Origin of the sequence: Gordonia sp. 852002-50816_SCH5313054-c (assembly GCF_001665925.1) — a bacterium.
In the GTDB taxonomy this organism is placed as follows: Bacteria; Actinomycetota; Actinomycetes; order Mycobacteriales; family Mycobacteriaceae; genus Gordonia; species Gordonia jacobaea.
Map to the genome: position 1 here is coordinate 32,359 of NZ_LZTE01000079.1, position 25,860 is coordinate 58,218.

24 protein-coding genes are annotated in these 25,860 nt (G+C 66.0%); 11 read left to right on the forward strand and 13 right to left on the reverse strand.

Annotation, left to right across the window (positions count from 1 at the left end; genetic code table 11):
• Positions 1-64: 64 nt before the first annotated feature.
• Both A5788_RS21055 and A5788_RS21060 read right to left on the reverse strand, forming a co-directional pair.
• Complete coding sequence (locus A5788_RS21055; protein WP_005207603.1) at positions 65-403, reverse strand: hypothetical protein; 339 nt, start codon at positions 401-403, stop codon at positions 65-67.
• A complete protein-coding gene (locus A5788_RS21060; protein ID WP_064867381.1) occupies positions 400-2,838 on the reverse strand; it encodes an Rv0361 family membrane protein in 2,439 nt (812 codons plus the stop codon). Before A5788_RS21060 ends, A5788_RS21055 begins: the two co-directional genes overlap by 4 nt.
• Before the next feature lie 253 nt (positions 2,839-3,091).
• On the opposite strand from A5788_RS21060, the gene A5788_RS21065 reads away from it, so the two are divergent.
• Both A5788_RS21065 and A5788_RS21070 read left to right on the forward strand, forming a co-directional pair.
• On the forward strand, positions 3,092-3,559 hold the full coding sequence (locus A5788_RS21065) for a DUF3151 domain-containing protein (protein WP_039856335.1): 468 nt from the start codon (positions 3,092-3,094) through the stop codon (positions 3,557-3,559).
• Entirely contained in the window at positions 3,556-4,671 is a 1,116-nt protein-coding gene (locus A5788_RS21070; RefSeq protein WP_064867383.1) for an FUSC family protein, read from the forward strand. The genes A5788_RS21065 and A5788_RS21070 overlap by 4 nt, the downstream gene beginning before the upstream one ends.
• A 3-nt stretch (positions 4,672-4,674) precedes the next feature.
• On the opposite strand, the gene A5788_RS21075 is transcribed toward A5788_RS21070, so the two are convergent.
• The gene (locus A5788_RS21075) at positions 4,675-5,091 is read right to left on the reverse strand and encodes a DUF2568 domain-containing protein (RefSeq protein WP_064867385.1); all 417 of its coding nucleotides are present in this window, start codon (positions 5,089-5,091) and stop codon (positions 4,675-4,677) included.
• Positions 5,092-5,224: 133 nt separating this feature from the next.
• On the opposite strand from A5788_RS21075, the gene A5788_RS21080 reads away from it, so the two are divergent.
• Together A5788_RS21080 and A5788_RS21085 are read left to right on the forward strand one after the other, a co-directional pair.
• Complete coding sequence (locus A5788_RS21080) at positions 5,225-6,142, forward strand: cation diffusion facilitator family transporter (RefSeq protein ID WP_064867387.1); 918 nt, start codon at positions 5,225-5,227, stop codon at positions 6,140-6,142.
• 75 nt (positions 6,143-6,217) lie between these two features.
• A complete protein-coding gene (locus A5788_RS21085; RefSeq protein WP_064867389.1) occupies positions 6,218-7,018 on the forward strand; it encodes a polysaccharide deacetylase family protein in 801 nt (266 codons plus the stop codon).
• A gap of 33 nt (positions 7,019-7,051) precedes the next feature.
• On the opposite strand, the gene A5788_RS21090 is transcribed toward A5788_RS21085, so the two are convergent.
• Together A5788_RS21090 and A5788_RS21095 are read right to left on the reverse strand one after the other, a co-directional pair.
• Positions 7,052-7,915, reverse strand: a complete 864-nt coding sequence (locus tag A5788_RS21090) for a site-2 protease family protein (protein ID WP_064867391.1) — start codon at positions 7,913-7,915, stop codon at positions 7,052-7,054.
• Entirely contained in the window at positions 7,912-8,538 is a 627-nt protein-coding gene (locus tag A5788_RS21095; protein ID WP_156525576.1) for a hypothetical protein, read from the reverse strand. The genes A5788_RS21090 and A5788_RS21095 overlap by 4 nt, the downstream gene beginning before the upstream one ends.
• Positions 8,539-8,693: 155 nt before the next feature.
• Here A5788_RS21095 and A5788_RS21100 point away from each other — a divergent pair, with 155 nt between their 5' ends.
• The 3 genes from A5788_RS21100 (at position 8,694) to A5788_RS21110 (ending at position 13,113) form a co-directional block, all read left to right on the forward strand.
• The gene (locus A5788_RS21100) at positions 8,694-9,980 is read left to right on the forward strand and encodes an adenylosuccinate synthase (RefSeq protein WP_005207590.1); all 1,287 of its coding nucleotides are present in this window, start codon (positions 8,694-8,696) and stop codon (positions 9,978-9,980) included.
• A 215-nt stretch (positions 9,981-10,195) separates the two neighbouring features.
• A complete protein-coding gene (locus tag A5788_RS21105; protein ID WP_005207589.1) occupies positions 10,196-11,539 on the forward strand; it encodes an NAD-dependent succinate-semialdehyde dehydrogenase in 1,344 nt (447 codons plus the stop codon).
• A 26-nt stretch (positions 11,540-11,565) separates the two neighbouring features.
• Complete coding sequence (locus A5788_RS21110) at positions 11,566-13,113, forward strand: adenylate/guanylate cyclase domain-containing protein (protein ID WP_064867395.1); 1,548 nt, start codon at positions 11,566-11,568, stop codon at positions 13,111-13,113.
• 3 nt (positions 13,114-13,116) lie between these two features.
• Here A5788_RS21110 and A5788_RS21115 read toward each other — a convergent pair whose 3' ends face one another.
• Positions 13,117-14,706 carry a Na+/H+ antiporter gene (locus tag A5788_RS21115; RefSeq protein ID WP_064868148.1) on the reverse strand — a complete coding sequence of 530 codons (1,590 nt, stop codon included), beginning with the start codon at positions 14,704-14,706 and terminating at the stop codon, positions 13,117-13,119.
• A gap of 88 nt (positions 14,707-14,794) precedes the next feature.
• Between A5788_RS21115 and A5788_RS21120 the strand changes: the two genes are divergently transcribed.
• Together A5788_RS21120 and purT are read left to right on the forward strand one after the other, a co-directional pair.
• Complete coding sequence (locus tag A5788_RS21120; RefSeq protein ID WP_064868146.1) at positions 14,795-15,139, forward strand: UBP-type zinc finger domain-containing protein; 345 nt, start codon at positions 14,795-14,797, stop codon at positions 15,137-15,139.
• Between the two features lie 112 nt (positions 15,140-15,251).
• On the forward strand, positions 15,252-16,898 hold the full coding sequence (gene purT / locus A5788_RS21125) for a formate-dependent phosphoribosylglycinamide formyltransferase (RefSeq protein WP_231894032.1): 1,647 nt from the start codon (positions 15,252-15,254) through the stop codon (positions 16,896-16,898).
• A gap of 22 nt (positions 16,899-16,920) precedes the next feature.
• On the opposite strand, the gene A5788_RS21130 is transcribed toward purT, so the two are convergent.
• Genes A5788_RS21130 through A5788_RS21140 form a run of 3 tightly spaced genes read right to left on the reverse strand, consistent with a single transcriptional unit; the run spans position 16,921 to position 19,882 of the window.
• Positions 16,921-17,748 carry an ABC transporter ATP-binding protein gene (locus A5788_RS21130; protein ID WP_064867403.1) on the reverse strand — a complete coding sequence of 276 codons (828 nt, stop codon included), beginning with the start codon at positions 17,746-17,748 and terminating at the stop codon, positions 16,921-16,923.
• Positions 17,745-18,851 (reverse strand): FecCD family ABC transporter permease, encoded by a 1,107-nt coding sequence (locus A5788_RS21135; protein WP_005207582.1) that lies wholly within the window; start codon positions 18,849-18,851, stop codon positions 17,745-17,747. Before A5788_RS21135 ends, A5788_RS21130 begins: the two co-directional genes overlap by 4 nt.
• Complete coding sequence (locus A5788_RS21140; RefSeq protein ID WP_064862610.1) at positions 18,848-19,882, reverse strand: FecCD family ABC transporter permease; 1,035 nt, start codon at positions 19,880-19,882, stop codon at positions 18,848-18,850. The genes A5788_RS21135 and A5788_RS21140 overlap by 4 nt, the downstream gene beginning before the upstream one ends.
• Positions 19,883-20,145: 263 nt before the next feature.
• Here A5788_RS21140 and A5788_RS21145 point away from each other — a divergent pair, with 263 nt between their 5' ends.
• Positions 20,146-20,697, forward strand: a complete 552-nt coding sequence (locus A5788_RS21145; protein WP_064867441.1) for a hypothetical protein — start codon at positions 20,146-20,148, stop codon at positions 20,695-20,697.
• 85 nt (positions 20,698-20,782) lie between these two features.
• Here A5788_RS21145 and A5788_RS21150 read toward each other — a convergent pair whose 3' ends face one another.
• Together A5788_RS21150 and A5788_RS21155 are read right to left on the reverse strand one after the other, a co-directional pair.
• The gene (locus A5788_RS21150) at positions 20,783-22,174 is read right to left on the reverse strand and encodes an FAD-dependent oxidoreductase (RefSeq protein WP_064867405.1); all 1,392 of its coding nucleotides are present in this window, start codon (positions 22,172-22,174) and stop codon (positions 20,783-20,785) included.
• 148 nt (positions 22,175-22,322) lie between these two features.
• Entirely contained in the window at positions 22,323-23,363 is a 1,041-nt protein-coding gene (locus tag A5788_RS21155) for an ABC transporter substrate-binding protein (RefSeq protein WP_064867407.1), read from the reverse strand.
• A gap of 114 nt (positions 23,364-23,477) precedes the next feature.
• Between A5788_RS21155 and A5788_RS21160 the strand changes: the two genes are divergently transcribed.
• Complete coding sequence (locus tag A5788_RS21160; protein WP_064867409.1) at positions 23,478-23,978, forward strand: Rv0361 family membrane protein; 501 nt, start codon at positions 23,478-23,480, stop codon at positions 23,976-23,978.
• A 21-nt stretch (positions 23,979-23,999) separates the two neighbouring features.
• Here A5788_RS21160 and A5788_RS21165 read toward each other — a convergent pair whose 3' ends face one another.
• Together A5788_RS21165 and A5788_RS21170 are read right to left on the reverse strand one after the other, a co-directional pair.
• Complete coding sequence (locus A5788_RS21165; protein WP_064867411.1) at positions 24,000-24,866, reverse strand: 3-hydroxyacyl-CoA dehydrogenase family protein; 867 nt, start codon at positions 24,864-24,866, stop codon at positions 24,000-24,002.
• Positions 24,867-24,930: 64 nt separating this feature from the next.
• Entirely contained in the window at positions 24,931-25,845 is a 915-nt protein-coding gene (locus tag A5788_RS21170) for a hypothetical protein (protein WP_064867413.1), read from the reverse strand.
• Between the last annotated feature and the right edge of the window lie 15 nt (positions 25,846-25,860).

Sequence of the window (25,860 nt, forward strand, 5' to 3'; positions counted from 1 at the left end):
CCCAGAGGCGCGGTATCCGAGCGCCTGGGCAACCGCAACAACGGGGCCTACGCGCTCAGTGCGCTCAGGACCAGATCAACCCGATGGCGACGGTCAAGGCCAACGCGGCCATGGCGATCGCCGCGCAGATCACTGCGGGGTCGGCTCGACGTTGCACCCGGACCCGCTGAGAGTGGACGCTCCGGGGAGCGGGGCGTCGTACAGGGACGTCGAGTTGCTTCGGATGGCCGAACGGTGTGGCGCCCGGCGCGTCGGCTGCCGGGACATAGGAGCGTCGCGCTGGTCGGGGCGTAACCCGCAGCGGCTGGGTCGTCGGACGGTGGACCGGCGCATGCCCACCCGGCACCCACCCTGTGCCGGGAATGTCGTCGCGTAGGGGACCTGGCGCCCTGCGACCGGTCACCGCGGCGTGCAGACCTTCCAGTCGCTGCCATCCTTCTGGAGATTGATGGTGACGGTCTGAGGCTCGTTGGGGTTGCTGGTTTGGTAGGCAGTCACCTCGACGACCGCCTTTGCCCCGTCGTCGGTCACCTTCGACGCCTTGATGTCTCCGGTGCGGACCAACTCGTTGCGCGCCTTCTGTGCCGAGTAGATCTTCTGGAAATCAGCGTCGGAGATGTTGGTGTAGAACTGATTCTCCTGACCGCACGTCACTGAGCGCAGCGTCGAGAGGTCGCCGTTGTAGAGGGCGGTGGAGAACTTCGACGCTGCGTCGGCAGCCTGGTCGGCTGCAGGCTTGGCGCGCGATGCGATAACGCCCCACACAACTCCCACGACGACCAGCGCCAGGACGACGAGCGCGCCGACCGTCAGCAGCAGACGACGGCTGGAGCCTTCCTTGCTCTTCGCAGTGGTCGTCGTCGACGTTCCGGCAGGTGGAATCACCTGTGGCTGGTGCGGCGTGGTCGACCAACCGGTCGACGTCGTGGGACGAGCCGTCGACGTTTGTGCGGTCTTCGCTGCGGACCCTGCTGCTGCGCCCGCTCCGACTGCGGCGGCTCCCGCGGCAGCCGCGCCGCCGACAACCGCCGCGCCCTTGCCGATGTTCACCTTGTCGGTGGTGGCGCTGTCGGTCGGGGCGTCGGGCTTCTGTGCCTTCAGCGCGACGGTCTCCGCCTCACCGTCGATGGTGTCTTCGTCGTCGGCGGGCTGCTCGTCGGTGGGCTCTTCGCCTGTGGGTTCCTCGTCGGTGAGCGCTTCGTCGACGGGTTCTTCGTCGGTGAGTTCTTCATCGACAGAAGTGCTGTCATCTTCTGCGGTTTCCGCGTCGGCCGCCTCGTCGGTGTCGGCTTGTTCGGCGTCGGTTTCGGGCTCGGTCTCAGCCGATGCGTCGTCGACGTCGTCAACGTCGGCGGGTTCGTCGCCGTGCGCGGTCTGGTCTTCGGCAACTGTCTGGTCTTCGGCAACTGTCTCGTCGTCGACGCCAGTCTCCGTGCCGGCCTCGGTGTCGGCGGTGTCGTCGGACTCGGATGTGACGGCGGCTGCGGAGGTGGCAGCAGCTGCGGAAGTCGCTGCGGCCGTTGGTGTTTCGTCGCCGGGCTCGTCGGCCTGGTCGATCTCGTCGATGGGTTCGAAGTCGCCGATGTCTCCGTCGGTCGCGGCTTCTTCGACGCTCAGGTCGCCCGCGTCCGTGGTCGCTTCGAAGGCTTCGAGGCGAGCTTCGGCGTCTTCCTTCTCGTGCTCGGCATCGGTGGCGTCGACGGTTTCGGGATCGGCGTCGTCAAGCTTCGCTTCGTGATCGGCACCGTCCAGCTCCACTTCGGACTCCGCCTCGGCGCGGTCGGCAGCGACGGCGTCCGCGGTGTCGTCGGCGTCTTCGATCTCGGCGGCAGAAGACTCGTCAGCCGCAGGGAACTCGGCGGCGTCGTCGGCTGTCTCGTCGACTACCTTCTCGTCGGCGTCGCTCTCGTCGACTGCCTTCTCGTCCGTATCGGTCTCGTCGGTCTCGGCGTCGTCGGTGTCGTGCGCTGCCACGGCGGCCGCGCCTGCGACTCCCGCTGCGACCGCGCCCGCGGCCGCGATCTTCCCCGCGTTGCCCTGATCGTCTTGGTCGGCGCTGTCGGTGTCCTCGGCGCTGTCGGTGTCCTCGGTGCTAGCGGTCTCTTCGGCGCTGTCGGTGTCCTCGCTGCTAGCGGACTCTTCAGCGCCGGACTCCTCAGCGGAGTCGGTGCCCGTGATGTCGACGTCGTCGAGGTCGGGCATGTCGCTGGTATCCGGCAGGTCGTCGCGCTTGATCACCGTGGTGTCGGTGGCGCTCGGCGACGCCGTGCCGGCAACCTTCACGACCGCGGGCTTGTGACCCTTGTCGTCCGAACCCTTGTCGTCCGAACTCGCGGCGTCGGAACTGTCGGTGTCAGTTGCTTCGGCTGCTTTGGCGTCGTCGGCCTCGGTGCCGCCCGCGAGGGGATCGATGTCGTCGAGGTCGTCGAGCGTGCTGGGATCGGGAAGCTGATCCCGCGAGATCACCTTTGTCGCGGAGTCGATGCCTCGACCTCCACGGGGCTTCGGGCCACTCGGGCGTGAATCCGTCCCCTGTGCGCCGCCGGCGCCCACCTCATCGACCTGAGACTTGTCCACAGATGATCCCGATTCCCCCGTTTGTGTATCCGTGACTGTTGTTGCCTCGGCGCCCGCCGATTCCTTCTTGCCCGCCGTCTCGCTCTTGCCCGCTGTCTCGCTGCGCGTCGACGTCCTCGCAGTGGACGCGGCCGGTGCTGAGTTCTTGGTCGGCGACGAGTAGGTCCGGCTCGACGTCCCCTCCAGACGTTCGGCGGCCTTCTTGCGTATCACCGAGAAGGCTTTGGTGACAGCCGATTTCCGATCACCGGATTGAGGCATCGTCGATCACCATTCCTTCCTCGAGCAAGTGGATTCTGCCGCGCATCGCGGCGTCGTGGTCGTGCAGCGACCAAGTGCGCCATTCACCCTAGCGAATCGTCGTTGTCACGGGCATCCGGGCAGGGGATGAGCATCTGCGCAGACTACTACCGCCGGGCAGATGTCGCGGGGGCGTCGAGCGGCCGTGCCCCGACCGGCTCGGCGGGTCGACCGAAGCGGACACGGTGTCGTGGCTCGATGCTTGAATAGGGGTGTGACTTCCTTTGGAGACTTGCTGGGCCCGCAACCGACACTCCTCCCAGGAGACGACGAGGCCGAATCGGATCTGCTCAACGGCGCATCGCCCGCTGCTGTAGCCGCCGAACATCCCACGGCGTCGATCGCCTGGGCATATCTGGCGGAAGGTGCGTTGACTGCGGGTGGTGTCGGAGCCGACGGTGAGCCCGCAGGTGAACAAACGCCTGACGTCGACGCCGTGATCGCCGCCTACGCCTACGCGCGCACCGGGTACCACCGCGGGCTCGACCAACTGCGCCGCAACGGGTGGAAGGGATTCGGACCCGTTCCGTGGTCGCATGAGGGCAACCAGGGCTTCCTGCGCTGCGTCGGCGCGTTGGCCAGAGCTGCTCGAGTCGTCGGTGAGCGCGACGAGTACCTGCGCTGCCTCGACCTCCTGAACGAAAGCGACCCGACCGCGGCAGAACAACTCGGCCTGGTGTGACCGCAACGCTGCGTGCACGGGTCAGCGCCAGGGTCAACGCGCTCCCGCGCCCCCTGCGCACCCGCATTCGGCGGCTGTACCTTTCTCTGCAACCGATCGTGCAATGCTCGATCGCGGCGGGTCTGGCGTGGTGGATCGCTCTCGACCTACTGCATCACTCACGTCCGTTCTTTGCGCCGATCGCGGCTGTCATCTCGCTGGGGCTGTCACTCGGTCAGCGGTGGCGGCGCGCCGTCGAACTGGTCGTCGGCGTCTCCATCGGAATCCTGATCGGCGATCTGCTGATCTCGCGGATCGGCTCGGGGACCTGGCAGATCATGGTCGTCGTCGCACTCGCGATGGCGACAGCGGTGTTCCTCGACGACGGCCCGCTGATCCCGATGCAGGCGGCGTCGTCGGCCGTGCTGGTCGCGACGCTCCTGCCGCCTGGTCAGGCGGGCGGCTACTACCGCGCGTTCGACGCGCTGATCGGCGGACTTGTCGGCATCACCGTCGGCGCGCTACTTCCAACGAACCCGGCGGCGCGTGGGCGGCGTGATGCGGCCGGGATTCTGGCGACGATGCGCGACGCCGCGAAGACCCTCGCGGCGGGACTGCGTGTGGGCGACCCCGACGTGGTGTTCTCGGCGCTTGAGAGCGCGCGCGGAACACAGGCCGCGATCAACACGATGCGCTCGGACATGCGTGGCGGCAAAGAGATCAGCACCATCTCGCCGCTGTACTGGCGGCAGCGAATACGACTCCAGCGAATCGCCGCGACAGCGGACCCCATCGACAACGGGGTGCGCAACTTCCGGATCGTCGCACGGCGCGCGCTCGGGATGACGCAGCGCGGCGAGAAGCTCCGCCCCGAACTGATCGAGATCATCGACGACCTCGGCGACGCGTTCGAGACGCTGCGTCGAATGATGCTCGCCGACCCCGGCGAATCGCCCGACCCCGCCGACGCCGCGCGGGTACTGCGCACGATCGCGCGCAAGGCTCGCGCGGAGCTCGTCGCCGAGAGTGACATGAGTGAGACCGCGCTGCTGGCAGAGATACGTTCGCTGCTGATCGACCTGCTGATGGTGTGTGGTCTTCGACGCTCCTCCGCGCAGGCGACGCTGCGCTGAGCGTCAGGCCTTGCCGTCGATCGCGCGCTGCCCCAGAGCGAAGATCGGCACCGACACCGCGACGCAGCCGATTGCGCCGTCGACCCCGATCAGTGCGCTCGCCGCGGCCGCGGCGACGACGATGAGACAGACTCCGAGCGCGATGCGCGGGACCAGCCGAAGGCGGCGTCGCGCTTTCGGCGACATCCAACGCCCCCACACGCCGCCGACGACCGCGAGCGCGACGACACCGAGCAGGACGCCTGCGGCGGGACCCGCGAATGCGGCGCCCAAGTGATAGCCGACGGCGACCGCGAAGGTCCAGAGCATGATCTCGACAGCGAAGACCAGCGCTCCCCAGGTGTAATCGCGCGGGCCAGACAGTGGGCGAAGCTCGACGCCGTACTGTTCAGCACTTTCGAGAGCGGTGCTCTTGTTCATGCTTCGAGTGTGCGCTCGCATGGATCGGAAAGCAAGAGCGGTGCTCTCTTTTCCCAAAACTGCCGTGATTCAAAGATTTAGGCGACCCTAACTCTTGTCATATATGCGAAAACATGCATATATTGGCGAGACCATGGGTCACTCGCATACACACACGCACTCGCACGGCGCCGGCGCCGCGACGTCGAATCGGCGGATCTGGCCGATGGTCGTCGCCGTGGCGATGATCGGGACGTATTTCGTCGTCGAGCTCAGCGTCGGAATCGCCGTCAACTCGCTGGCCTTGATCGCCGACGCCGGGCACATGCTGACCGACGTCGTCGCACTGTTGATGGGTCTTGTCGCACTGTTGCTCGCGCGTCACGGATCGACGACGGCCGAGCGGAGCTTCGGGTGGCATCGCGCCGAGGTCTTCACCGCGGTGGCCAATGCGGTGCTGCTGATCGGTGTTGCCGTCTTCGTGTTGTACGAGGCGATTCGACGCATCGGCTCTGATCCGGAAGTGCCCGGGCTGACGCTCATCGTGGTGGCGTTGGTCGGCCTGGCCGTCAACGTCGCGATGATGCTGCTGCTGCGTGCGGACTCCAAGGAGTCGATTGCGGTGCGCGGCGCGTACATGGAGGTGTTGGCCGACGCGGTCGGAAGCGTCGGCGTGTTGGTCGCGGGCATCGTGACGATGACAACCGGTTGGGGCTACGCCGATATCGTGGTCGCGGTCCTGATCGCGATCTGGGTGGTACCCCGCGCGGTGCGTCTGGCCCGCGATGCCCTGCGCATTCTCAACCAGCAGGCACCCGACCACATCGACGTCGACGCTCTCGAGGACGAGCTCGCCGCTATCCCCGAGGTCCACGACGTCCACGACCTGCACGTCTGGTCGCTGACCACCGGAATGGACGTCGCGACAGTGCATCTGGCGAGCAACTGTCCCAACGACGAGGTGCTCCCGCAGGCGCGCGCCGTGCTGGCCCGCCACGGCCTCACCCACGCGACGATTCAGGTCGATCCGGACCAAGCGGGCAAGCGCTGCCGCGACGATATGGGCTGGTAACGCGACACGCTCGATCTCGTTGCCCTCACGCCACCTTGGTGGGCTATCTTCACAGCCGTGAGACGTAGGGGGTTCATGACCGTCTTGGCTGCAGGGTTGGTCACTGCACTCGGGGGATGTGCGACAGCGCGCGTCGACGCGTCGGCACCGACGGCCTTGCCGTCGACCAACCCGATGTCGCCGACTCCGAAATCGGTTGCGCAGACACCGATTCCGCAGGTACCACCACCCGACGTTGCACGAAGGGTTCCGGTTCCCGCGGGCACACTGACCGGATTGCCGGGTACGGGAAGGCATCTCGCGCTGACCGTCGACGACGGCGCGAGCTCCGAGGTCGTCGGTGCGTACATCCGATTCGCTCGTGACACGGGCGCGCGGTTCACCTTCTTCGTCACCGGTGGCTTTGATTCCTGGACAGACCACAAGGCCGAGCTACGACCGCTCGTCGACTCCGGTCAGATCCAACTCGGCAATCACACGTGGACCCACGCCGATCTGACGTCGCTCTCGACCGAGGGTGTCGCGGACGAGCTGTCGCGGTGTAAGCGGTTCCTACGCAACACGTTCGGCGTCGACGGCACTCCGTTCTTTCGTCCGCCGTACGGCTACCACAACGACACGGTCGACGCCGTGGCCGCAGAACTCGGATACACGACGCCCGTGCTCTGGTTCGGGTCGCTCTCGGACTCGGGATTGATCACCGAGCGCTATCTGGTGCAGTGCGCGCGGCAGTACTTCCATCCGCAGACCGTGATCATCGGCCACGCCAATCATCCGCCGGTGACCCACGTGTATCCGACGCTGGTGGAGATCATCCGCGAGCGTCGACTCAACATGGTCACGCTCGACGACTACTTTGTCACGCGCAGGGCATGAATTGCGGAGCGGCCCGCCAGCCCCGCTGGTACATCACGTCCGCCAGAACATGAAGACGTTCCAGCCCTGGTTCGCGAGATTCGATGGCACGCCCGACAATTCGAACAGCCAGCGGATGAGGTCGAAGAAGGCGGCGTTCAGTTGAGGAATGAACAGTAGCGCGAACACGATCAGGAACCCGTAGGGCGCGATCTTGGCGGCGCTCGCGCGTGTCTGCTGCGACAGGTATGGCTCGATGGCGTTGTAGCCGTCGAAACCCGGCATCGGAATCAGGTTGAGCACGGCCGCGGTGATCTGCAAGAAGGCGAGCATCGCCAGTGCCGCCCACAGATTGATGCCGTCGACGGCCAGGATCATCCCCGACATCAGACCCGAGTGGAGGGGGATGTAGGCGTCGGGTGCGGCGATGCGGATGACGAGCAGCAGGATCGCCGCGAGCAGGATGTTCATCGCGGGTCCGGCGAGTGAGACCAAAGTCTTCTGCCGATTGGTCATCCCGCGTTCGTCGAGATACACAGCGCCGCCGGGGAATCCGATACCGCCGAGCAGAATGATCAGCAGCGGCAGGCCGAGCGACAACCCCGGATGCGTGTAGCGCATCGGGTTGAGCGTGAGGTAGCCGCGCAGTTCGGCATTGCGATCGCCGAACCGGAACGCGGTGACGGCGTGGCCGAATTCGTGCAGACACAGTGAGATGACCCAGCCGGCGAGTACGAGCAGCAGGGTTCCGCCGATCGACATCGCGTTGCGACCGGGTGCCGAGACCGCGCACATCCAGCCGCCGACGGCCGCGACGGCGATGAACGCGAAGAACAACCATCCCGGCCGTATCGCGCGGGCGATCTCGCCGGGCGTCGGATGCCCCGACCGATCGCTCGCCCACGCATTGCCCGTCATGAGTGGCAGACCAGCTTCCAGTCGATGTGGTGGCGGTAGAACGTCGAGCGTTTGACGGTCCGCTCGGTCAGGACGCCTTCACGCTCGACGACGAGGTTGCTCCCGCCGGTCTGTGCCGCGCGCCCGACGTGCCAGCTGCCCTGCCGGAGTGTGCGTTCGACGCGGGCGCGTACGCCCGGTGCCTCGCGGGTCGGTTCGATCCGCACACCGCGTACCGAACCGGTGAACAGGCGGGCGTCGTCGACATAGCTCTCGCCGTGCAACTTCGCACCGTCGGCGCCGAGGTGACGTGCGCTGCCGACGAGGACGGTGGCGGCGTCGTCGCGGATCAGTGGTAGGGCGTGAGCGTCGCCGTCGCGGGCGAGGTCGACGGCCGCCTGTCCGTGCGGTAGGCCGTAGCGCCGGGTTGCCGGGGTGGCGTAGCTCGGCGTGTAGGCGACCTCGACGTCGAGTCGTTCGGAGATCATCAGGATCGCCACCACCTCGGCGAGCAGCACGTCGGGGTATGCGCAGTCGCCGGGCTCGACGATCAGCCGGCTCGGTGCGTCGGAAAGCGCGCTCTCGACGACTCGCCGTACCGCCTTGCGGGTCGGTGGCGACTGCCGGGCGTCGTCGACGATCACCGTCGACGACGAGATAACTGCATGGGACACGCCGACGAGCGTAGTCGGGCCGCAACGTCGATGTCGGGGCGTCGGCCAAGGGTTCTGCCCGGTCAGCAAGTAGGGTAGGTCCGTTACGGCGCGTTCCGCATGCGCGCGGCTAAGGAGTAGGGGACATGGCAGCGATCGTGCTTATCGGCGCCCAATGGGGCGACGAGGGCAAGGGCAAGGCGACCGATCTACTCGGCGAGAAGCTGCAGTGGGTTGTCCGCTACCAGGGCGGCAACAACGCGGGTCACACCGTCGTTCTCCCGAATGGTGAGACGTTCGCCCTGCACCTGATCCCCTCGGGCATCCTCACGCCGGGCGTCAACAACGTCATCGGCAACGGCGTTGTCGTCGACCCCGGGGTGCTGCTCACCGAGCTGAGCGGCCTCGAGGACCGCGACGTCGACACCACCGGCCTGATGATCTCGGCCGATGCCCACCTGCTGATGCCCTATCACGTGGCGATCGACAAGGTCACCGAGCGGTTCCTCGGCAACAAGAAGATCGGCACGACCGGACGCGGCATCGGGCCCTGCTACCAAGACAAGATCGCGCGCGTCGGCGTGCGTGCGGCCGACGTCCTCGACGAGAAGATCTTCGCGCAGAAGGTCGAGGCCGCGCTCGAACTCAAGAACCAGATCCTGGTCAAGATCTACAACCGTCGCGCACTCGAACCCGCGCAGGTCGTCGACGAGGTCCTCACCCAGGCCGAGGGCTTCAAGCATCGCATCGCCAATACGCAGCTCCTGCTGAACCAGGCGCTCGAACGTGGCGAGACGGTGCTGCTCGAGGGCTCGCAGGGCACGCTGCTCGACGTCGACCACGGCACGTATCCCTACGTGACGTCGTCGAATCCGACGGCAGGCGGCGCCGCTGTCGGGTCGGGTATCGGACCGAACAAGATCACCACGGTGCTCGGCATTTTGAAGGCCTACACCACGCGCGTCGGCTCGGGTCCGTTCCCGACCGAGTTGTTCGACGAGTGGGGCGAGTACCTCGCGAAGACCGGCGGCGAGGTCGGTGTGACCACCGGCCGCGCCCGCCGTTGCGGTTGGTTCGACGCCGTGATCGCCCGCTACGCGACGCGCATCAACGGCATCACCGACTACTTCCTGACCAAGCTCGACGTGCTCTCCAGCCTCGACCGCGTCCCGATCTGCGTGGCCTATGAGGTCGACGGCGAGCGCGTCGACGAGATGCCGATGACCCAGACCGGCTTCCATCACGCCAAGCCGGTCTACGAGTACATGCCCGGCTGGTGGGAGGACATCTCACAGTGCAAGACGTTCGACGACCTGCCGAAGACCGCCCAGGACTACGTGTTGCGGCTCGAGGAGCTCTCGGGTGCGCACATCTCGTGCATCGGCGTCGGCCCCGGCCGTGACCAGACGATCGTCCGTCGGGCCATCATCTGACGAGCGCGGGTGAGCAGAAGAGCCGGACTGTGCGGAATCCGTCACCAACGGACGCGGGTTTCGCCGAAAAGTGAACTGCTTGAGTGAGAATGTTGCGGATTCCGCAACGTAAGCGCCCTAGAATTGTCGATTCACTCAGCGCGCGACCTCGTCGACTACTACATTCGTAGATGAAGTCGGCCGAGCGGCCGTGCGTGCAGACGAGGAGAATCGCAATGAGCTTGTACCAAGTCGTCGACCCCGCGACCGGCGACGTCGTCAAGGAGTACCCGACCGCCACCGATGAGCAGGTCGAGGCGGCGATCACCGCGGCGTCGGATGCGTTCACGACGTGGTCGAAGAACTCGACGGTCGCCGAGCGGGCCGCACTGATCCGACGCGTCGGCGAACTGCACACCGAGCGCAAGGACGAGCTGGCCAAGATCATCGTCCGCGAGATGGGCAAGCCGTACGACCAGTCCGTCGGCGAGGTCGAGTTCAGCGCCGCGATCTACGAGTACTACGCCGACAATGCCGAGAAGTTCCTCGCAGACGAGCCGATCGCGCTGCTCGAGGGCGAGGGGTCGGCGTTCATTCGACGCAGCGCTGTCGGTGTGCTGCTCGGCATCATGCCGTGGAACTACCCCTACTATCAGGTCGCGCGTTTCGCCGGTCCAAACCTGGTGCTGGGCAACACAATTGTGCTCAAACACGCCCCGCAGTGCCCCGAATCGGCTGCCGCTCTGCAACAGATCTTCCTCGACGCCGGGTACCCGGCCGGCGCGTACGTGAACGTCTACGCCACCAATGAGCAGATCGCCGAGGCGATCGCCGACCCGCGTGTGCAGGGGGTCTCGCTGACCGGATCGGAGCGCGCAGGTGCTGCCGTCGCAGAGGTCGCGGGTCGCAACCTGAAGAAGGTCGTCCTCGAACTCGGCGGGTCGGATCCGTTCATCCTGCTGTCCACCGACGACCTCGACGCAACGGTGTCGGCCGCGATCGACGGACGATTCGAGAACACCGGACAGGCGTGCAACGCCGCGAAGCGCTTCATCGTCGACGAGAGCGTCTACGACGACTTCATCGTCAAGTTCACCGAGAAGGTCAAGGCCGCAGGGGAGGGGCTGGCTCCGCTCTCGTCGGTTGCTGCCGCCGAGCGTCTCGAGGAGCAGGTGAACTCGGTGGTTGCCACCGGTGCGAGCCTCGAATCGGCAGGAGAACGCAAGGGTGCCTACTTCCCGCCCGGCGTGCTGACCGGCGTCGACCCCGACTCGATCGTCGCCAAGCAGGAGCTGTTCGGCCCGATCGCGACCGTCTACAAGGTCTCGGGTGAAGACGCCGCCGTCGCACTGGCCAACGACACTCCCTTCGGTCTGGGGTCGTACGTCTTCACCACCGATGCCGACCAGGCGCTACGCGTCGCCGACAAGATCGAGGCCGGGATGGTCTTCGTCAACGCCGTCGGCGCCGAGGGGGCGGAGTTGCCGTTCGGTGGCGTGAAGCGTTCGGGCTTCGGTCGCGAACTCGGACGTTTCGGCATCGACGAGTTCGTCAACAAGAAGATGATCCGGATCAGCTGACTCGCTGCCTGTGACACAGTAGGTGGATGATCCGCGGCAGGGGGGAACGCGACTACGGCTCGGTCCTGCTCGGGTCGGCGAGCGACGGTCCGACCAAACGGCGCGTTCGTATCCAGACGATCCTCACCGGGTCCATCGTCCTCTCCAATTTCGTCGGTGCTGTCGTCACCATCTCGCTGTCGTCCGTCGGCATCCCCGAACCGTCGACGTTCGCGCCGGAGATGTGGTGGATCAACTACATCGCGGTGCCGATCTACGTGGCGCTCGCGTTCGTCATCGGAATCGGTTGGGGTACCTACACCATCACCCGCGACCTGCGGTGGGCGATTCGACGACAGCCACCGACCAAGTCCGACGCACGCCGGACGAGGCGCGTCGCGGGCAGGCTGCTGCGACTACAGGCCGCGCTCTGGCTCGGAGCGGTCGTGATGTTCACCATCATGTACGGGATCCAGAGCCCGATGCTCATCCCGAAGATGTTCTTCGTCATCGGGTTGTCGGGTGCCGTGGTCGTCGGTGTCACGTACCTGTTGATCGAGCTCGCGCTGCGACCGGTATCCGCGGATCTGATCAGTGCGGGTTACCGACGTCGCAAGCGTTCGGGCGTGCTGTCTCGCGCGGTGGTCGCGTGGATCGTCGGGTCGGCGACGCCCATCGTCGGCATCCTGCTTCTGGTGTCATTCGGGGCGTTCCGCAAGGACACCAGCAAGCTCGACCTCTTCGTCGGAGTCTTCGTGCTCGCGGTGATCTCACTCGGTACCGGACTACTCCTGACGTGGCTGACCACGACGAGTGTCACCGGTCCGCTGCGGAGTGTCCGCAACGGGATGAACAAGGTGCAGGCGGGCAATGTCGACGTCGACCTCGTCGTCTACGACGGCACCGAACTCGGCGACCTGCAGGTGGGCTTCAACTCGATGGTCAATGGCCTGCGTGAGCGCGAGCGGATGCGAGATCTGTTCGGCCGCCACGTGGGTCGTGAGGTGGCCGAAGCGGCGTTGAGCTCCGACCCCGCACTCGGCGGAACCGAACGCACGGTCGCGGCTCTGTTCGTCGACGTGATCGGTTCGACGACGCTGGCCGCGCAACGATCTCCGACGGAGGTGGTCGAGATCTTGAACCGCTTCTTCGCGGTGATCGTGCGGGCCGTCGAGCAACAGCGCGGACTGGTCAACAAGTTCGAGGGCGACGCCGTGCTCGCCATCTTCGGGGCACCGATCGACCTCGACGACGCCGCGGGCGCCGCGCTGTGTACCGCCCGCGAGATCGCTCGGGAACTCGAGCGTCGGGTACCAGAACTCTCCGCGGGCATCGGCGTCGGATTCGGGCCTGCGGTCGCCGGCAACGTCGGGGCGATCGAGCGCTTCGAGTACACGATCATCGGCGACCCGGTCAACGAGAGCGCCCGACTTTCCGAACTCGCCAAGCGAGATCCACGTCGTCCGTTGGCATCCGGGCGAACCGTCGACGTCGCGAACCCACAGGAAGCGGCGCACTGGGAGGAGCAGGAGACGACGTCGCTGCGCGGACGCACCGAGGAGACGCGCGTCTACGCCGCGGTGGTCGACGACTGACCGTTACGCCTCGCGGTCGTTGGTGCCCTCGGCGAAGTCGAGACGACGCAGCGCGGTACGCAGCACCTCGTCGTCGATGTGCCCGGCGTCGCGCTCGTCGATGAAGACCTTTCGTTGGATCGCAAGCATCTTGCTGCGCATGCGGTTTCCGGCTGCCGTCGGACTCTCGCCGATGTCCTCGGGGCCGCGCCCGAGCTCTTCCCATGCCGTATTGCGTTGTGTGGTAATCCATTTGCGCAGCATCGCCACCTGGAGATGTCGCGGGTCGTGATCGCCGATGTCTGATGCCATCGTGTCGAGGTAGGCCTCGGCCTCCCGTGATGCCCGATCCTGTGCTGCTGCGTATGCGAGCCGGTCGGTCGCGTCGTCGTTGTCGCAGACACCGAGACGTCGGATCACCCACGGCAGGCTGACACCCTGGATCAGCAGGGTGCCGACGACCACCACGAAGGTCAGGAACAGAATCTCCGCGCGGGCGGGGAACGGTTCGCCCGACTCCGTTGTCAGGGGGATGGAGAACGCCGCGGCCAGAGAGACGACGCCGCGCATGCCCGACCACCCGACGACGAACAGCCACGACGGTTTGGGCGGAGGTTCTCGTCGTCGAACTCCCGGCAGCAGTCGGGACGCATACGTGAACAGGTACACCCATGCGAAGCGCACGAGGATCGTGGCGATCAGGACCATTGCGGCGTCGAATGCGATGTGGAGCCAGGATTGCCCGGCGAGTCCGCGGATGAGATCGGGCAACTGCAGGCCGATCAGCAGGAAGACGAACGCCTCGAGGAGTGCGTCGATCGATTTGCGGACGGCTTCGTCCTGAAGTCGTGTCGCGTAGCCGACGCGCACCGACCGCTGCCCGATGAACAACCCCGCGACGACGACTGCGATCACGCCGGAGGTGTGCAGTTCCTCCGCGACGAAGTAGGTCGCGAACGGCACCATGAGCCCGATGGCCGTCTCGATCGTCGGGTCGCTCAGCCAGTCGCGGACGCGAAACACGAGGTAGCCGATCAGGAGGCCGATGACGACACCTCCGATCGCCGCGAGCAGGAACGTCTCGATGCCGTCCCACACCGACGTCGTCGCACCGACCGCGGCCGCGAGTGCCACCCGCAGCGCGGTGAGCGCTGTCGCGTCGTTGAGCAGACTCTCGCCGCCGAGAAGGGTCATGATTCGACGCGGAAGCCCGACCTTGCGCCCGATCGCCTGGGCAGAGACCGCATCAGGCGGCGCGACGATGGCACCGAGGACCAGCGCGGCTGCCAGCGGCAGATGCGGCACCGACGCGTAAGCCACAAGGCCGACGACCACCGCGGTGGCGAGCGGAAGACCGATGGCCAGCATGCCGATCGCACGACGATTCGCGCGGATCTCCTGGTAGGAGCTGTCCTGCGCCGCGGAGTAGAGCAGCGGCGGCAGAATCACGAACAGGACGAAATCGGGGTCGAGTTCGGCCGCCGACAGGCCGGGTATCCACCCGATCGCCAGCCCGGCGAGGACCAGAACCAGGGGCGCCGACAGGTTGTAGTGCCGTGACAGCGCCGCGATCACCACCGACAGCACCCCGACCAGCAGAAGAGAAGCGCTCACTGCGCAAACCTAGCCCGAGTTCGAGACTTTGACGCGATCATCAAGTCGCCGGGTGTCCCCGGCGATGGCGTCGGGGATAATAGGTGGCATGCGTTTGTTCGGTCGATCACGTACCCGTGCCGGTGACCCCCGTGGCGAATCAGGGGGCGTCGAGGCCAGATGTCCGGAACTCGCGGAGATCGGGGTCGACGCGGCAGCCGACCCAGGTCCGGCTCACGGCGATATCAGCGTCTGCGAAGACTGCATGCAACTCGGCGAGCAGCACTGGGCACATCTGCGGATCTGCCTCGAGTGCGGCCACGTCGGTTGCTGTGATTCGAGCCCGCGTAAGCACGCGACCGCCCATTTCCACGACGTCGGCCACCCCGTCATGCGGTCGGCCGAACCGGGTGAGCTGTGGCGCTGGTGCTACATCCACGAGGTCATGGGTTGACCACGCGCTGATGTGTTGAGGCGGCGGTCGGGTGCGCAGGGATGGGTTCGAGTGAATGAGTAGCGGGGAGATGGGGCGCGTCGGCGCAAATCCGGCACGTAAGATTGCTCCCATGACCTCGATCAACGGGAGTAGCGCGGACGACCACGCCACCGGCGCGGCGACACCTGATGTGTCGCCCGCGCAGCCGACCGTGGGGCCGCCCGACATCATCGGCACGCCACTGTCGCCGACCGCCACGAGAGTGATGGTGCTCGGCGCCGGAGAACTCGGCAAAGAGCTGATCATCGCCTTCCAGCGGTTGGGCGTCGAGGTGATCGCTGTCGACCGTTACTCGGGTGCGCCCGGCCAGCAGGTCGCGCATCACGCCGAGGTGATCGATATGACCGACGGCGATGCGCTGATCGGCCTTGTCGAGAAGTACTCGCCCGCATACGTCGTCCCCGAGATTGAGGCCATCGCCACCGACGCCTTGGCGACCATCGAGCGCCGCGGACTCGCAGAGGTCATCCCCACCGCTTCCGCGGTCATGGCGACGATGAACCGCGAGGGAATTCGACGCCTCGCCGACGAAGAACTGGGCCTGCCGACGTCGCCGTATCTGTTCGCCGGTTCGCACGACGAGCTGACGATTGCGGCAGAACAGGTCGGGTACCCATGCGTGGTCAAACCGGTGATGTCGTCGTCGGGCAAAGGACAGACCGTGGTTCGCGGTCCGGAGGACATCGACAAGGCGTGGGAGACCGCGACGACCGGCGGACGGGTTGCCGGCGAGCGTGTCATCGTCGAGGGTTTCATCGAGTTCGACTACGAGATCACCCTGCTCACGGTGCGAGCGATCGACCCCGCGACCGGCCGACTGGTGACGCACTTCTGTGCGCCGATCGGGCATCGTCAGGTCAACGGCGACTACGTCGAGAGCTGGCAACCGCACGAGATGAGTGCCTTCGCGTTGGGTGCCGCGACATCGATCGCTGCACGTATCGCAACAGCTATGGGCGACGGAAACCTCGGTGGCCGTGGCATTTTCGGCGTGGAACTGTTCGTCAAGGGCGACGACGTGTACTTCTCCGAGGTCTCTCCGCGCCCGCACGACACCGGACTCGTGACCATGGCGACCCAGCGACTCTCGGAGTTCGAGATGCATGCCAGGGCGATCCTGGGCCTGCCGGTCGACGTGACGCTCGCGTCGCCGGGCGCGTCGGCCGTCATCTACGGGCAGCTCGACGAGAAGGGGATCGGGTTCGAGTACGTCGCGCAGGCACTTGCGTTGCCCGAGACCGACATTCGACTCTTCGGCAAGCCCGAGAGTTTCCGCCGCCGCAGGATGGGCGTGGTCACCGCAACCGCCGACGACGTCGCCACCGCCCGTGAACGCGCAGTTCGGGCCGCGTCGATCGTCACGCCCGTTCCCGGCAGGCCTGCTCGACGCGGCGTCGTTGTTCCGCTTCGTGCTCCCGGCCCGCCCGCGCCGCCGAAACCTCCTGTGGGGCAACGACCTCAGCCAGCCGCGCAGCGTCCGCCGTCGGCACAGGAGCGCCCGCAGGCAGCAGGGCAGCGCCCTCCGGCTGCACAGCAACGTCCCGCGGCAGAACAACGTCCGCCCGCGCCGGAACAGCGGCCCGCGGCGGGGGCGCAGCGTCCGCCTGTGGCCGGACAGCGACCGCAGCAGCCCGCGCCTCGCCCGGTGCGCCAACCCGCGCCGCACTCCGCCACGCCGAATGGTCGGCCGGTGACGCCAGGTCGGTCGTCGAACTAGCTCGAACGTTCAGTTCGAACTCTCAGATCGAGAGTTCCCCGGCCGACGAGCCGACTTCGGTTCGCGCACTGCGGGTTCCGATCGGAATGATCAGTGGGTCGCCGTACACGGGGTCGGTGATGACCCGCGCGTTCAGTCCGAACGCGTCGTCGAGTAGTTCTTCTGTGATGACCTCGTTGGGGGTGCCCTGCGCCACGATCTTTCCGGCCGTCATCACGAAGAGCGAATCACTGTAGCGGGCAGCGAGATTCAGATCGTGCAGCACCATCACCACGGTCTTGTCGTGTTCGGTGCGCAGCGAGTACACGAGGTCGAGTACCTCGACGGAGTGCGCGAGGTCGAGGTAGGTGGTCGGTTCGTCGAGTAGGAGAAGGTCGGTGCCCTGCGCGAGCGTCATCGCGATCCACACGCGCTGGCGCTGACCGCCGGACAACGCGTCGATGTGTCGATCGGCCAGGTCTGTCGTCCCAGTCATCTCCAACGCCGACGCCACCGCGGCCTCGTCGTCGGGAGATGCCTGCTGGTACCACTTCTGGTGGGGGAACCGTCCGCGACCGACGAGATCTGCGACGGTGAGTCCCTCTGGCGCCACGGGATTCTGGGGGAGTATCCCGAGCTTGCGTGCGACCTCTTTGGGCTTGGTGTGGTTGATGTCGGCGCCGTCGAGAAACACGACGCCCTCGCGTGGGTGCAGCAGGCGAGACATGGCGCGCAGCAGCGTCGACTTGCCGCATCCGTTGGGGCCGATGATCGTCGTGACCGCGGCGTCGGGGATCTCGACGTCGAGACCCTCGATGACGACGCGATCGTCGTAGCCGACGCTGAGTCCTTGGCCGACGAGTCTGCTCATACTGTCGCCTTCCGTGACATCGAGACCATGAGATAGATGAGGAACGGTCCGCCCACCGCGGCGGTGACGATGCCGACCGGAAGTCCACTGGGAAGTACCGTGCGGCACAACAGATCACCGGCGAGCACAAGGATCGCTCCGATCACCCCGGCCAGCAGCGGTGTGGGAACCGGCGTCCTGGCCAGACGCATCCCGATTTGCGGTGCGAGCAGGGCGATGAATGCGATGGGGCCCGCTGCCGATACCGCCATCGCGGTCAATCCGACGGCGACGAGCAGCACAGTGGTCGACACCGCGGTGGTGCGAACCCCGAGCCCGCGCGCCATGTCTTGGCCGAGCGACAGCGCGTCGATCTGGCGGGACATCATCGCGATCACGACGATGCCGACGACGACTGCGATCGCGACGGGCCACACGCTCGACCAGGTGGATTGCGACACCGACCCGACGAGCCAGACCTGTGCGCGGGCAACGTCTTTGATGTCGGCGCGGGTGAGGAGGAACGACGTCAGGGCCTGCAGCAGCCAGGTCACGCCGACGCCGATCAGCACGAGTCGGAGCGGGTTGATGCCGTGGTTGGCCTTGCGTCCCGGCCACGCGAGAATGTACATGACGATCGCCGTCACGACACCGCCGATGAGGGCGGCAGCGGGGACTCCGATGTCGGCAAGCCATGCGCCCCAACCGTTTGCGAAGGCAATGGCGGCCACGGCGGCAGCGCTCGACCCGGCCGTGATACCCAGAATGTCAGGCGTGGCGAGGGGATTGCGCGCAATCAACTGGCTCAGTGCGCCTGCAGCGCCCAACGCGAAACCGACCAAGACCGAGACCAGAGCGCGGGGAAGGGAATCCGAGAGCACGACGACGTTCTCGATGCGCGTGCCGCCGCCGAGCAGAATGCGCGCGACGTCGAGCGGTGTCAGTGGATAGTCACTGACACCGACACTCAACAGGAACAGCAGCAGCATCAGTGCGAGTCCGGTGAGTGTCACCGCGACCATGCGGGGACGCACCACCCACGACGACGGACCGATGTGGACGACGAGGCGTCGGCGTTCGAGCGTCGGTGTGGCCGTGGTCTGGGGTGTGGTCTCGGTCGTCATACGTTCGTCAGCTTCTGTCGGCGGACCATGGCAATCAGGAACGGTGCCCCGACCATCGCGAGGACGACGCCGACCTGGACCTCGCCCGGGCGGGCGATGACTCGTCCGATGACGTCGCAGACCAGCATGAGTGTCGCTCCGATGAGCGCCGAGTAGGGGATGATCCAGCGGTAGTCGGGCCCGGTGAACGCGCGGGCGATGTGCGGTACGACGAGCCCGAGGAACACGATGGGCCCGCAGGCGGCGGTCGCTGCCCCGACCAGCAGTGTGATCGCCGCGATACCGACCGCTCGGATCACGAGGACGCGTGAGCCGAGCGCCGTCGTCATCTCGTCGCCGAGGCTCAGGATGTTGAGGAAGAATCCGCTCGCCAGGGCGAGGACCAACCCGGCGATGACGAAGGGCAGTGCTGCCCAGAAGATGTCGATGCCGCGCCCGGACGTCGAGCCGACACTCCAGAACCGCCAGGCGTCGAGCGACGCCGTATCCGAGAGGACCACGGCCGACGTGATCGCCGTGAGCATCGCCGAGAGTCCGGTGCCTGCGAGGATCAGCGTGACCGGGCCGGTACCGGTGAGTGCCGAGACGCCGAAGACCGCGCACGACGCGACGATCGCGCCGAGAAGGCCGAATCCCATGAACGCCATCGGCGAGGAGATACCGAGCACGTAGACCCCGCACACCACAGCGCACGCGGCACCGGCGTTGACGCCGAGCATGCCGGGATCGGCGATGGGGTTACGGGTGTGTCCCTGCGTGATCGCACCCGCGGCGCCGATCGCCAGACCACAGAGCAAGCCGAGCACGGTTCGCGGGATTCGCAGATCCCACACGATGCCCGCGACGTCGTCGGGCTTGCTGACCGATGGTGCGCGCAGGTGGATGATCGAGTTCCAGATCTGACTGACGCCCGAGGTGAACGCATCCCAGGTTTGCGCAGGTGGGACGTTGCGCGTGCCGATGATCACCGACGCGATGACCGCCGCGGTCAGGACCGCAACGATCACCAACAAGCCGGATATTCGACGCACGAAGGGCAACCTTACCTGAGTTGAGATGTCCGGTTCCGGGCCGAGGGTTCATGTCACCGCCTGACCCGGGGCCGATGTCACGGAGTGATTGCCGAACGGGCAAGATGTTCAGCGCCGGTAACAAGTTCCTGTGAGTTTCCGATAAGCATGTTCAGACGGGACGAACCGTCGGGGTGAACGTCCACAGTCGCATCCCGGTGCGTCGACAGCTCGCAGGTCGGTACACGCACGACGAAACACGTGAATCAGGAAGGTCATACGACATGAAGAAGTCTGTGAAGCGCGCCATCGCCGCGGTTGCCGCCGCCAGCGGTATCGCCGCCGGCTCCATCGCTGCTGCTACACCCGCCCACGCTGCCGATCCCGCCGGCGATCTCGCGCTATATGGCGGAGTCAACTGCTACTTCAAGGGTTGGGGCCCCACCTGGGACAACCTACCGGGCTGGCGCATGCACCGCTGGATGGGCGTGAAGAACATCGGCGGATCGACCATGACCAACGTGAACGTCACCGAGTTCGGTGGCCCGACGAAGAAGACCGCGATCAAGGGTCAGCCTGCGGGTGTGCTGAAGCCGGGCCAGTTCTACATGGCATCGGAGACCACCTGGCGTAGCTGCTTCCCGTCGTCGATCTCCGGGTACACCATCGGAGCCCAGACCGAGAACATTCTCAACAACGCGGGCTTCTGGTGGAACATCGACCAGCAGAAGGGCGAGAACGGAACCGCGCCGAACACGCAGAAGGTTGCGCCGTCGAACAACAACGCGGGTAACCAGGCTCCTCCGGCCGCCGCAGTCACGGCCGCACAGAACTGATACACCCCGATCGCCCGGCGATCGGTTCCCTCTCACACAAAGAACGCCGACCGGAAATCCGGTCGGCGTTCTTTATTGCTGTCTGTCAGGCCTTCTGAACCTTGTGCGGTTCGGATGCGGCGATCATGTCCTCGCGCTCGACGACCTTCACGCGCTCGCGGCCCTCAGCGGCGCCGAGGGCGCGCTCGTGCTCATCGAGGCGGTACCAGCCGTCCCACGTGGTGAACGGGATGTTCTTGGACTCGAGCAGCTCGATGATCGCGTCTTCCGACGGGTTGGCGGGGTCGAGCAGTTCGCCATTACCCATGTCTTCGATGATGCACTCGACGGTCTCGTTGGCGTCGCCCTTGGTGTGACCGATGAGGCCGACCGGTCCACGCTTGATCCAACCGGTTGCGTAGAGGCCGGTAAGGTGGGAGCCGTCGTCGAAGATGCGGCCTGCCTCGTTGGGAATGACGCCCGCCTGCGAGTCGAACGGGATGTGGGGCAGGTTGTCCGAGAGGTAGCCGACGGCGCGGTACACCGCGGTGACGTCCCAGTCGGTGTGCTTGCCGGTCGGCTTGACGTTGCCGGTGCCGTCGAGCTGGGTGCGCTCGGTGCGCAGTCCGACGACCTCGCCGTTCTCGCCGAGGATCTCGATCGGGCTCTCGAAGAAGTGCAGGAAGAGCTTGTGGATCGCGCCTTCCTTCGGCTCACGCATCGCGTAGTTCTCGATGATCGTCGCGACCTGGTCGGTGATCTTGGAACCGCGACGGGCGACGGCCGAGCCCTCGTCGTAGTCGATGTCCTCGGGACTCACGACGACCTCGATGTTGGGCGAGTGGTCGAGCTCCTTGAGCTCGAGGGGCGTGAACTTCGCCTGTGCGGGGCCGCGGCGTCCGAACACGTGGACCTCGACGGCCTTGTTGGACTTGAGGCCCTCGTAGACGTTGGCGGGGATCTCGGTGGGGAGCAGTTCGTCGCCGGTCTTGGCCAGCACGCGCGCGACGTCGAGCGCGACGTTGCCGACGCCGATGACCGCGACCTTCTCCTGCTCGAGCGGCCACTCGCGCGGGAAGTCGGGATGTCCGTCGTACCAGGCGACGAACTGTGCCGCGCCGTAGCTGCGGTCGAGGTCGATGCCGGGGATGTCGAGTGCGCGGTCGTCGGTGGCGCCGGTCGAGAAGACCACGGCGTCGTAGTGCGACTTGAGCTCGTCGAGCGTGATGTCGGTGCCGTAGTCGATGTTGCCGAGCAGGCGGACCTGCGGCTTGTCGAGGACCTTGTGCAGCGCGGTGATGATGCCCTTGATGCGCGGGTGGTCGGGCGCGACGCCGTAGCGAATCAGGCCGAACGGCGCGGGCATGCGCTCGTACAGATCGATGCTGACGCCGCGATCCTTGGCGGTGTCGGACTTCATCAAGGCATCGGCGGCGTAGATGCCGGCGGGGCCGGCTCCGACGATGGCAACCCGCAGCGGGCGGCTCTGATCAGTCATAGAGTGTCGTCTACCTCGTGCTCAGGGGTTTCTCGACGCGCCAGGTATGTCGCTGGAGTGCGGCGGAGCGTCGACGCTTATCCCCTCTACGGTAGGCGCTGGGCACCGCTAACCAAAATCATCTGTGAGGGTTACCTCAGTAGCTTCGCTAACTCGTCGGGCGCTTACCCGCTGCTTCGGCGATCGGTGCGACCGCCTGGTCGGCGACCCACGGAACCGTCAGCACAGTTGGCACCGACATCGCGCTGCCGACCTGCTGGTCGAGATAGACGGTTCGGCCCTGCGTGACGTACGCCTGGCGGTTCCACGTCGGATCGGCCTTGAGCTTGGCGTTCGCGCCTGACCAGTCCACCGTGACCACCACGTCCGCTGCGTTGAGCATGTCGAGCCTCTCGGCCGAGATCGAACCGTAAAAGCCGCTGGTGATCGTCGGTTTGAGTGACTCGGGGAAGCTGAGTCCGTAGTCGGCGAGCATCTGCGCACGCCCGTCTCCCGGCCCGTAGATGGAGACACCACCGTCCGTCGACCCGGTGACCACGACACCCGTCTTGCCCTTGAGCTCCGGATGCTGGGCAACCAGATCGGCGACGTGCTTCTTCGACTCGGCGATCTTCTTCGACGCCGCGTCGGGAAGTCCGACGGCCTTACCGATCTCGGTGGTCTGTACGTCCCACGGCACCTGCCAGTCCTGGTACTGGGCGGGTCGCACGATGGTCGGCACGGCCTTGCTCAGAGTGTCGTACTGCTCGCGGGTGGGCGCCGCGCCGACCGCGGTGACCAGCTGCGGGTTGGTCGAGAGTGCCTTGGAGATCTGCGCGCCGAACTCCGCCGACACGTTGGGCAGAATCTCGGGCTTGGCGTCGCCGAGGAGTTCGGCATTCCACGGGGCGCTGCGCTGTGTGGGATCGGCGAACGGAGCGATCGTCGTCGGAGTGATCCCGAGGGCGAGCAGCGTGTCCCCGTCGCCAACTCCCATTGCGGCGACGCGAGAAGGCTGGGTGGAGATGGTCGTCGAGCCGTACTTGTGCTCGATGGTGACCGGCAGTGCGCCGGGTTCGGCTGCGGGTGCCGACGAACCGGCAGAGTCTTCTTGTTCGTCGGGGGCCGAGCATCCGACGAGAACCAGAGTCGACGCCGCGATGGTCGCGAACACGGCGAGCAGTGGGCGGACATGTCGTGAGTGGGGCACGGGGTGGTCCTCTCGTAGATGGCGCTCTTAGGGTTACCTTACGAGATGTGTTGCCGCAGATGTCCGGATCGGGGGTAGTGAAGATCGGATTCGACGATGACTACACTGCCCGGCATGGCCAGCGGTGCACGTGACAGCAAAAACCCCGGTAGCGATCTCGATGCCGACGACGAGCGCCCACGCACCTGGAAAGACGCCTGGCCGTTCTGGGTCGCGTTGGTGATCGTGGTGCTGGCGATTCTCGGCGTCGTGTTGTCCAACGTGCTGCGTCCGGCGGAGGAGCGCGCAAGCGATTCAGGACAGGTCCAGTTCGCGATCAACGACAACTACACCGCCCGCAACAACGTCGACTACGGCAAGTACAAGCAGACAACGTGCGCTGCCGACACGTCGTCGCCGTCGTTCATCTCCGAGCAGGAATTCGTCAGGCAGAACCGGACTTTGGTGGAGTCCAAGGGCCGCATCGTGATTCCGGAGATCACCGACGTGGCGGTCAACGGCGACCGCGCCACGGCAAAGGTGAACTGGCACTACGACAAGACGCCCGACGACAAGCAGACCACCAGCGTCGTCGTGGTCAAGGACGACGGTACGTGGAAGCTCTGCACGAGCTGACGGTTGACTCGTGGATAGAAGTCACTCGTAGATGTAGAAGCCCTCGCCGGTCTTGCGGCCGAGCTTGCCGTCGTCGACGTAGCGCTTGAGCAATTCACGCGGACCGGTCGGCAGGTTCGGATTCTCTGCGGCGTAGTGGTTTTCGATGTCGAGCACTACGTCGAGGCCCACGCTGTCCATCATCGCGAACGGGCCGGTTGGCATGTGCCAGTTGATCTTGAACATCTCATCGATGTCGTGCGGCGTCGACACGCCCTCTGCGACGACTTCGAGCGACTCCCGCTTGATGGCTGCCCAGATGCGGTTGAAGATGAATCCCGTGCTCTCCCTGCGTGCTTCGAACGGGTGGATACCGAACTCGGGTAGCACGGTGAGCAGTGAGTCGAGGACGTCGCGGGCCGTGTCGCCGTCGGACATGAGGTCGACGGCATTCGCCGTCGGCGGCATGTAGAAGTGCATGTTGCACAGACGTTCCGGGTTTCGCACGTTCTCGGTCATCGTCGACGACGCATACGACGACGAGTTGGTCGCGAAGATCGCGTCGCCGTCTGCGGCTGCGTCGATCTCGCCCCACAGTGGGATCTTGATGTCGAGGCGCTCGGGTACGGCCTCGACGACCAGCCACGCACCGGCAACCGCATCTGAGAGGGTTGATGCCGGGATCACCTTTCCCGCAACGCCTTTGCCGATGATCTTCAGCGTCTCGTCGATGGTGTCCTCGACGTACTGAACGGCTGCTTCGCGTTGGTCGGCGCTCTGGTCGAAGATCCGCACCTCGCCGCCCCGGGTGGAGAACATGAGAGCGATTCGACGTCCGAGGGTGCCTGCCCCGACGACGGCAACCGGCCGTGCGTCGATGTCGTCGAGGGACTTCGCGTAATTGCTCATCGCGTGTACTTCTTTCGAGAGATGTTGTGGTGGTGGATGTTCGGTGTCCCCAGGGCCCGGCGTCTCAGAGGCCGGCGATGCCCGTGAACGACGAGTCGGGCAGATGGATGATGTCGCGTACGGTGTGGTCGCCACCGATCTCGACAGACCGGATCGAGCCGCCGAGGTCGCTGACGTAGACCAATCCGGCGTCGGAGTCGACGGCCAGGCCGATCGCCTCGTCGAAGCCGCGCGCGAGGATCTCCGGGGTGGCGCCTGCGTGACCCTTGTCGGGTATCGCCGCCCGGTTGAGCGTGTTGCCCGACGGCGCTGCTCCGCGATCGGTCCAGAAGACTGTGTTCGTGTCGAGGTCCAGGTGGAGGTCGATCGGCTCCGGTAGGTCATGCCACAGCACTTCGATATCTGTTCGGGTGGAAGCGGTTTCGCCCTCCGGGAGGTCGAGGCCCGCGCGCAAGATCTTTCCGCGTCCGCCCTTGCTCGGGCCCTTCTGCGTCCAGTACAGGAACCCGCCGACAGGGTCACTCGCGACACCGACGCATTCCTGTGTCCAAGTGTCGTCGCGGGTGTTGTGGACCAGCGGGGTGAGGCCGGTGCCGTCGGTGGCCACGCGATAGACCGTCGTGCCCTCGCGGTCGCAGAAGTAGAGCAGACCCGCGTGGAAGTCGGCGGTGAGCTGCTTGCCGGTGGTGATGGCGCCGTCGGGAACCAGTTGGGTCTGTCCGGAACCGTCAAGGGCGCAGGTGCGCAACGAGCCGTTCGGAGCGCTGAAATCCCAGGCCTCGTCTGACGAGGTGTCGGCTGTCGCCGCGGCGCGGGTGGGCTTGCCCATCGTCGTCCAGTAGATGCGGTCGGGCGTGGTGACGATCCCGTCCGGCATGTAGCCCGTCTCATCGGTCACGGTCTCGACGGTGCCGTCACCGGGATCGACCCGCAGGATGGAGTGGTTGCGGCCATCCAGAACGTACAGATGCTCGATCATGGTGCCTCCCGGTGT

Coding starts and splice junctions, on each gene's coding strand:
- A5788_RS21060 (WP_064867381.1), bottom strand. CDS start 2,838: ATGCCTCAATCCGGTGATCGGAAATCGGCTGTCACCAAAGCCTTCTCG.
- A5788_RS21075 (WP_064867385.1), bottom strand. CDS start 5,091: ATGAACAAGAGCACCGCTCTCGAAAGTGCTGAACAGTACGGCGTCGAG.
- A5788_RS21080 (WP_064867387.1), top strand. CDS start 5,225: ATGGGTCACTCGCATACACACACGCACTCGCACGGCGCCGGCGCCGCG.
- A5788_RS21085 (WP_064867389.1), top strand. CDS start 6,218: ATGACCGTCTTGGCTGCAGGGTTGGTCACTGCACTCGGGGGATGTGCG.
- A5788_RS21090 (WP_064867391.1), bottom strand. CDS start 7,915: ATGACGGGCAATGCGTGGGCGAGCGATCGGTCGGGGCATCCGACGCCC.
- A5788_RS21100 (WP_005207590.1), top strand. CDS start 8,694: ATGGCAGCGATCGTGCTTATCGGCGCCCAATGGGGCGACGAGGGCAAG.
- A5788_RS21105 (WP_005207589.1), top strand. CDS start 10,196: ATGAGCTTGTACCAAGTCGTCGACCCCGCGACCGGCGACGTCGTCAAG.
- A5788_RS21110 (WP_064867395.1), top strand. CDS start 11,566: ATGATCCGCGGCAGGGGGGAACGCGACTACGGCTCGGTCCTGCTCGGG.
- A5788_RS21120 (WP_064868146.1), top strand. CDS start 14,795: ATGCGTTTGTTCGGTCGATCACGTACCCGTGCCGGTGACCCCCGTGGC.
- purT (WP_231894032.1), top strand. CDS start 15,252: ATGACCTCGATCAACGGGAGTAGCGCGGACGACCACGCCACCGGCGCG.
- A5788_RS21130 (WP_064867403.1), bottom strand. CDS start 17,748: ATGAGCAGACTCGTCGGCCAAGGACTCAGCGTCGGCTACGACGATCGC.
- A5788_RS21135 (WP_005207582.1), bottom strand. CDS start 18,851: ATGACGACCGAGACCACACCCCAGACCACGGCCACACCGACGCTCGAA.
- A5788_RS21145 (WP_064867441.1), top strand. CDS start 20,146: ATGAAGAAGTCTGTGAAGCGCGCCATCGCCGCGGTTGCCGCCGCCAGC.
- A5788_RS21150 (WP_064867405.1), bottom strand. CDS start 22,174: ATGACTGATCAGAGCCGCCCGCTGCGGGTTGCCATCGTCGGAGCCGGC.
- A5788_RS21160 (WP_064867409.1), top strand. CDS start 23,478: ATGGCCAGCGGTGCACGTGACAGCAAAAACCCCGGTAGCGATCTCGAT.
- A5788_RS21165 (WP_064867411.1), bottom strand. CDS start 24,866: ATGAGCAATTACGCGAAGTCCCTCGACGACATCGACGCACGGCCGGTT.
- A5788_RS21170 (WP_064867413.1), bottom strand. CDS start 25,845: ATGATCGAGCATCTGTACGTTCTGGATGGCCGCAACCACTCCATCCTG.